Source organism: Sphingobacterium sp. lm-10 (assembly GCF_023554555.1).
Lineage (GTDB): Bacteria > Bacteroidota > Bacteroidia > Sphingobacteriales > Sphingobacteriaceae > Sphingobacterium.
In genome coordinates this window covers 2,422,861-2,429,532 of the sequence record NZ_JAMJWC010000001.1, presented here as the reverse complement: position 1 = coordinate 2,429,532, position 6,672 = coordinate 2,422,861, and the positions used below count along the sequence as shown (strand labels likewise).

Sequence of the window (6,672 nt, the reverse complement as noted above, 5' to 3'; positions counted from 1 at the left end):
TGTTTTTTTAAAACATAGATTATATTTTCTTATTGTCCTTCTTTCTTTCAAATATATGTCGTTTAATTAGATAGTATTGAGTAGATAGTATCGAGTATGTAGACCAAAGTCTAGCTACTTACATCTAACTACTGTGATATAGTAAATAGTATCAAGTATGTAGACTTTAGATAGTCTAAGTACTCACATCTAAATACTAATATCTCACTACTAAAATCTAAACAAAGATATTCAGGTGCCTATATCGGCGGTGTCCACCTCTTCCCATTCCGAACAGAGTAGTTAAGCCCGCCAGAGCCGATGGTATTGCCGTAACAGGTGGGAGAGTAGGTCGGTGCCTAATTTTATACTAAAGCCCTTGCAACAAAATTGCAAGGGCTTTTTTGCGTTTATAGGTGTCCTTTTTGACACATTGGAAACTTTCTTTTCAGAAAAGTCGTAAATTACAGCATACAACTATTGATACATTATGCGTTCACCTCAACTTCTAAAAATATTATCGCTCTGTTTATTGGCGTTGCCGACAATTTTATATGCACAACAGCCGAGATTCAGCATTAGTCCACGTATAGGGTATGGAGTACAAAACCTAGATTGGTCCATAGCAGGTAATTTAGAGGGTACAAGTCCTAATATTTATTCTGAATTGATCTGGGATCAAGTAAAAGGGGTTAATTACGGCCTACAGGGAACAGTTCGCCTTATGCCTAACTTTCACGTTATCTTAGAAGGGGATTATCAGCAAAATCTAAGAGGTAGGGCGAGAGATACGGACTATAGTGGCGATAACCGAACGAGTCCTTTTTACGATGAACGGTTCAGTAGCGATGAAGGTTATTTTTATAACTACAGAGTTTCTGCTCGATATACACTACCGGACCTCGGGCCGATTTCGCCTCGTATATTATTAGGTTATGAGCAACTAGGGAATAGACTATTTCTACTACCACTACCTGGAGATACGGAGAATTCTGATTTACGTACTATTTATCAGACCGATTGGTATGGTGGTCAAGCGGCGTTGGAATTAGCGTATCAATACAACGCCTTTTACGCTACTGGAAGTTATGGCTTTGGTTTGTACGATTACAAAGCGAGGGCCAATTGGAATCTTATTCAAGATTTTCAACAACCTCTCAGTTTTCGGCATACGGCACTGGGTCTAAAACACAATGGTGTAGTGCGTTTGGGGTATGAAGTACATCCCATGGTTGCTATTGAATTGACCGGCCAGTATTCGGGAGCTTTTACTAATACAGGTTTGGATGAATTATACACTAGAAGCAGAGGCACATTGCGTACACGCTTTAATGGAGCTAATCTTTCTCAATACAGCGGCTCGTTAGGTGTCCGTTTCGCATTCTAAGCTAATGAACGACATAGAGACTGCCTTCGTTCAAATGAGACGAAGGTAGATGACCGAATATCTTCGGGCTGATTATTTTCAGGTCAGCTACCCTATCCGAATATACTAATCTACGATTGGTCAAACGTTTGCGTGAGCAATACTTTTTCATTTCTGTTTAAAATGGTCTATACTTGCTAGTATAGTGTTTCCTCATGTGGTATAAAGCTGGGGAAGCACGATTTAAGTATAACCTTTTACTCATTACCTATTATGGATAATTCTAGACGTTCCTTCTTAAGACAAGCTAGCCTATTGTCAGGTCTTGCTCTCTCTCTACCCAACTTAGCATCTGCTACAGATTTCGCACCAGCGGCTAATATGTCCGGATATCGCGCCCCCAAGATCGATCGGGTAAAAATAGCTATCGTTGGTTTGGGAAATCGGGGTGAGGGGGCAGTGTCGCGTTTTACCTATATTGAAGGAGTGGAGATTGTCGCGCTTTGTGACCGGCATACAGACCGTGTAAATAAGCAGCAGCAAAAAGTAGTTGCCGCAGGCTTACCAGAACCAAAACATTATGCTGGAGATGACGGATGGAAACGTATGTTGGACGAGGAGGATTTAGATTTATTGTATATCTGTACGCCTTGGCAGCTGCATGCCCCTATGTCCATAGCCGCGATGGAAGCGGGAACACATGTAGCTTGTGAGGTACCCATAGGGCTTACCATGGATGAATTGTGGAATGTAGTACGTGTTTCAGAACGAACGAGAAAGCATTGCATGATGCTCGAAAACTGCTGTTACGATTTCTTCGAACTGATTACCCTGAACATGGCTCAAAAAGGTTTGTTTGGTGAATTAATACACGCCGAAGGGGCTTACATACACGACCTATTGGATCTAAATTTCAGTAAAACGTATTATGATGACTTCTGGCGTTTAAGAGAAAACATCCGTCTTCATGGTAACCTCTATCCTACGCACGGTATAGGACCAATTGCTCAATGCATGAATATCAATAGAGGTGATCAAATCTCTACGCTCGTAAATATACAAAGTGCGGATTTTCATATGGCACAGAAAGCCAAGGAGCTTGCGCAAAAAGATCAGGTGTTCCAACCTTTTGTAGGAAAAGCCTATCGTGGCAATATGAATACGACGGTAATGAAGACATCAAAAGGGAAAACCATGATGGTACAGCACGACGTTACCTCCCCAAGGCCTTATTCCCGTATCCATCTCTTAAGCGGAACGACAGGCTTTGCACAAAAGTATCCTAGTAAAGGAATGTCGTTCACCAATCATAAGAACGGACACGCGTGGCTGCCCGAAGGAGAACTGTCTGCGTTAGAAACGCAGTACACCCCAGATTTAGTAAAACTCATCGGCGAGCGTGCAAAAGCTGTCGGTGGTCATGGAGGAATGGATTTTATCATGGACTGGCGTCTAATCGACTGTTTACGCAATGGTCTGCCATTAGATCAGGACGTTTACGACGCTGCGTCGTGGAGTGCAATAGTGCCTTTGAGTATCCAGTCATCCAAACAAAATGGTCGCCAGTTAAATTTTCCTGACTTCACAAAGGGCAATTGGAAAACTAACACTCCCGTAAATCTGAGTCTGGAAGGAGGTGGAAATACCGGTGTCCGCGCCATCAAAAAACCAGGCGAGGGGCAGCTTCAGGTTTAATCGTATATTACCCCATTTCATCAGCCACCTATTGGACGTAAAGGTCGATAAATTTAAAATCTCTTGTGATAAAGATCACAGGAGATTTTAAATTTAAAACAGTAGCAATGATAATGTGAGTTTACTACTAGCTAGAATTCCGCATTTTTAGGTGTGCGAGGGAAAGGGATCACGTCGCGAATGTTGCTCATGCCAGTAGTGAAAAGCACTAAGCGCTCAAAACCAACTCCGAAACCCGAGTGTGGTGCAGAGCCAAAGCGTCTTGTGTCCAAGAACCAATCGATCTCTTCTTCCGCAATACCTACCTCCGCCATACGAGCTAATAATTTCTCTAAATTTTCCTCCCGTTGTGAGCCACCCACCATCTCTCCAATACCTGGGAACAAGATATCCATAGCACGCACCGTGTGGCGGCCCTGTGCATCTGGTTCATTCTGTTTCATGTAGAAAGATTTGATTTCTCTAGGGTAGTCTGTCAAGATCACCGGCTTTTTGAAGTGCTTTTCTACTAAGTAGCGTTCGTGTTCTGATTGCAAATCAGCGCCCCATTCTTCAATCAAATATTTAAACTGTTTCTTCTGGTTTGGTTTACTGCGCTTCAAAATTTCAATCGCATCGGTATAGGATACGCGCTCAAAATCATTCGTCAACACAAACTGTAATTTATCCACCAAATTCAATTCGGACCGTTCACTCTGTGGCTTCGATTTTTCCTCTTCGAGCAGTCGGTTGCTTAGAAATTCAATCTCGTCAGGACAATGTTTTAGGGCATAGTTAATGACATACTTCAACAAATCCTCGGCTAGATCCATATTATCTTCCAACTCGTAGAAGGCCATTTCGGGCTCGATCATCCAAAATTCAGCCAGGTGGCGGGTAGTATTTGAATTCTCTGCCCGGAAAGTGGGCCCAAATGTGTAGATATTACCTAAGGCCATGGCTGCCAACTCACCTTCGAGCTGTCCGGAAACCGTTAAATTGGTGGATTTCCCAAAGAAATCTTCTTTATAGTTGACGGTGCCGTCTTCATTGCGAGGCACATGATCGAAATCTATCGTCGTTACGCGAAACATCTCACCAGCACCTTCTGCATCTGATCCGGTAACAATGGGCGTGTGCATATACACAAAATCGCGCTCATTAAAGAATTGATGCACGGCAAAAGCGAGTGCATTACGCACTTTAAATACGGCATTGAATGTACCAGTACGGAAACGTAAATGTGCTATCTCTCTTAAAAATTCTAGGGAATGCTTTTTGGGTTGTAAAGGATATTTCTCCGGATCAGAATCTCCCAGGATAGTGAGTTCATTCACCTTGATCTCCACGCGTTGCCCTTTACCCAACGACTGTACTAATTCCCCTTTTACCCGCACGGCTGCGCCGGTGGTCACGCGACGTAGCAACTGCTCATCAGTATGTGCGAAGTCCACTACCGCTTGGATATTATTCAGTGTAGAGCCATCATTGATGGCAATAAATTGATTGTTGCGAAAAGTCCGCACCCATCCTTTAACAATAACCTCTTTACCAAAATCTTCTGCGATCAGCAGTTGTTTAATACGTGTGTGTTCCATTATACTTATCTATACATCGCGCGATTACGCTTTTTGCACTGCAAGGATACGAAATTATGGGGTATTGCCGAAAATTAAGCGGATTTGATCTAGATCTTTTCTTTGTTAATAATTTTTTGAACATCGCGTTCTACCCAGAAAGAAAGAATAGGAACTAGCGACGCTGCGAAGTAAGCAATTACCCTTTTAAAATTCCAGTTAAAAGATTGCCAGCAAGCGATTAGTAAAATCACAAAGATAACGACTAAGAAACCATGAATAGACCCTGCTATACGCACCGTGTTAAGACGAATATCTTCTGGTACTTCCATAAAATGAGGTAAGAGATACTTGACGGGCATGGCAACAAAAAATAAAATAATGGTGGAGATGGCCTCCCAGAGCGCAACTTGTCTGAAGATTCTAAGCATAACTATTTTAATCGCGTTTGAATGGTTAGCAAAGAAAGGTATAAAAGACGATGCGCAGAATTCTTTTTCGGGAACTGACTTAGGCTTGACAAAATCGCGGCGATAAATCGCTTCTTTCGTCAGTATTATGACAGGGAATTTGCGGAATAAAATTTAGAAAGATGTATTTTTGGTATATTTGTCTAATAGAATCAAAACGACAACGTTATATTTATGAATTACGATATTATTGTTATTGGTAGTGGTCCAGGTGGGTATGTTGCTGCAATTAGAGCGTCCCAACTTGGTTTTAAAACAGCAATTGTAGAACGTGAAGCACTTGGTGGAATTTGTTTAAACTGGGGCTGTATTCCTACAAAAGCTTTGTTAAAAAGTGCACAAGTTTTCGAGTACCTGAACCATGCCGAAGAATATGGTATTAAAGTGAATGGCGGAGAAGCTGACTTCGGTGCTATCGTAAAGAGAAGCCGTGGTGTAGCGGATGGAATGAGTAAAGGTATTCAATTCCTGATGAAGAAGAATAAAATCGACGTCATCATGGGAACTGCTAAAATCAAAAAAGGCGGTAAAGTAGAGGTCAAAGGCGCCGATGGTGCAAGCAAAGAATATACTGCTAAACACACTATTCTGGCAACAGGAGCCCGCTCCCGCGAATTACCAAACCTACCCCAAGACGGTAAAAAAATCATTGGCTATCGTCAAGCGATGAACCTGCCTACACAACCAAAATCTGTCGTTGTGGTGGGTTCAGGAGCTATTGGTGTTGAGTTCGCCTATTTCTATAACACCATTGGTACAAAAGTTACTATCGTAGAGTTTATGGATCGCATCGTGCCTGTAGAGGACGAAGAGATCTCTAAGCAATTGGAGAAATCATTGAAAAAGGCGGGAATCAATATCCTGACGAAATCAGAGGTTACTGGAGTAGACACCAAAGGAGATATTTCTAAAGTTAAGATCAAAACCGCTAAAGGTGAAGAAACGATCGAAGCAGAAATTGTGCTTTCGGCAGTGGGTATTACGCCAAACATTGAAAATATCGGTCTAGAAGAAGTCGGTGTGAAGGTAGACAAAGGTCGCGTATTAGTGGATGACTTCTATAAGACGAATGTAGAAGGCGTTTATGCGATCGGTGATATTGTGAAAGGACAAGCCTTGGCACACGTAGCTTCTGCTGAGGCGATTACTTGTGTGGAAAAAATCAAAGGCATGCATGTAGATCCTATCGACTACACAAACATCCCGGGTTGTACGTACTGTTCTCCAGAGATCGCTTCTGTAGGTTATACGGAGAAAGCAGCGAAAGATGCAGGCTATGAAGTTAAAGTTGGTAAATTTCCATTCTCTGCATCAGGTAAAGCATCTGCAGCAGGAGCAAAGGATGGTTTTGTCAAAGTAATCTTTGATGCAAAATATGGGGAATTCTTGGGGGCACACTTAATCGGTGCCAATGTAACGGAAATGATTGCTGAAGTCGTGGTAGCTCGTAAATTAGAAACCACTGGTCACGAGATCATTAAATCGGTACATCCGCATCCTACGATGAGTGAGGCGATCATGGAAGCAGCTGCTGACGCTTACGGAGAAGTAATTCACTTGTAGGCTAGCAAAAAACTTAATCTCACAAAGAAGCGGCTTATCGAGT

5 protein-coding genes and 1 rRNA gene are annotated in these 6,672 nt (G+C 42.3%); 4 read left to right on the top strand and 2 right to left on the bottom strand.

Annotated features, from left to right (window positions below):
* Window positions 1-231: 231 nt before the first annotated feature.
* From rrf to M8998_RS09825, 3 genes are all read left to right on the top strand, one after another.
* Window positions 232-343: ribosomal RNA gene (gene rrf, locus M8998_RS09835) — 5S ribosomal RNA — on the top strand.
* A 126-nt stretch (window positions 344-469) separates the two neighbouring features.
* Window positions 470-1,366, top strand: a complete 897-nt coding sequence (locus M8998_RS09830) for a hypothetical protein (protein ID WP_249992409.1) — start codon at window positions 470-472, stop codon at window positions 1,364-1,366.
* 252 nt (window positions 1,367-1,618) lie between these two features.
* Complete coding sequence (locus M8998_RS09825; protein ID WP_249992408.1) at window positions 1,619-3,040, top strand: Gfo/Idh/MocA family protein; 1,422 nt, start codon at window positions 1,619-1,621, stop codon at window positions 3,038-3,040.
* A 131-nt stretch (window positions 3,041-3,171) separates the two neighbouring features.
* Here M8998_RS09825 and asnS read toward each other — a convergent pair whose 3' ends face one another.
* Together asnS and M8998_RS09815 are read right to left on the bottom strand one after the other, a co-directional pair.
* A complete protein-coding gene (gene asnS, locus M8998_RS09820) occupies window positions 3,172-4,617 on the bottom strand; it encodes an asparagine--tRNA ligase (RefSeq protein ID WP_249992407.1) in 1,446 nt (481 codons plus the stop codon).
* 89 nt (window positions 4,618-4,706) lie between these two features.
* Window positions 4,707-5,027 (bottom strand): DUF3817 domain-containing protein, encoded by a 321-nt coding sequence (locus tag M8998_RS09815; RefSeq protein ID WP_249992406.1) that lies wholly within the window; start codon window positions 5,025-5,027, stop codon window positions 4,707-4,709.
* 213 nt (window positions 5,028-5,240) lie between these two features.
* On the opposite strand from M8998_RS09815, the gene lpdA reads away from it, so the two are divergent.
* Entirely contained in the window at window positions 5,241-6,629 is a 1,389-nt protein-coding gene (gene lpdA, locus M8998_RS09810; protein WP_249992405.1) for a dihydrolipoyl dehydrogenase, read from the top strand.
* Window positions 6,630-6,672 lie beyond the last annotated feature (43 nt).

Bases quoted from the DNA above. Each gene is read 5' to 3' on its own strand.
- M8998_RS09830 (WP_249992409.1), top strand. From the start codon at position 470: ATGCGTTCACCTCAACTTCTAAAAATATTATCGCTCTGTTTATTGGCG.
- M8998_RS09825 (WP_249992408.1), top strand. From the start codon at position 1,619: ATGGATAATTCTAGACGTTCCTTCTTAAGACAAGCTAGCCTATTGTCA.
- asnS (WP_249992407.1), bottom strand. From the start codon at position 4,617: ATGGAACACACACGTATTAAACAACTGCTGATCGCAGAAGATTTTGGT.
- M8998_RS09815 (WP_249992406.1), bottom strand. From the start codon at position 5,027: ATGCTTAGAATCTTCAGACAAGTTGCGCTCTGGGAGGCCATCTCCACC.
- lpdA (WP_249992405.1), top strand. From the start codon at position 5,241: ATGAATTACGATATTATTGTTATTGGTAGTGGTCCAGGTGGGTATGTT.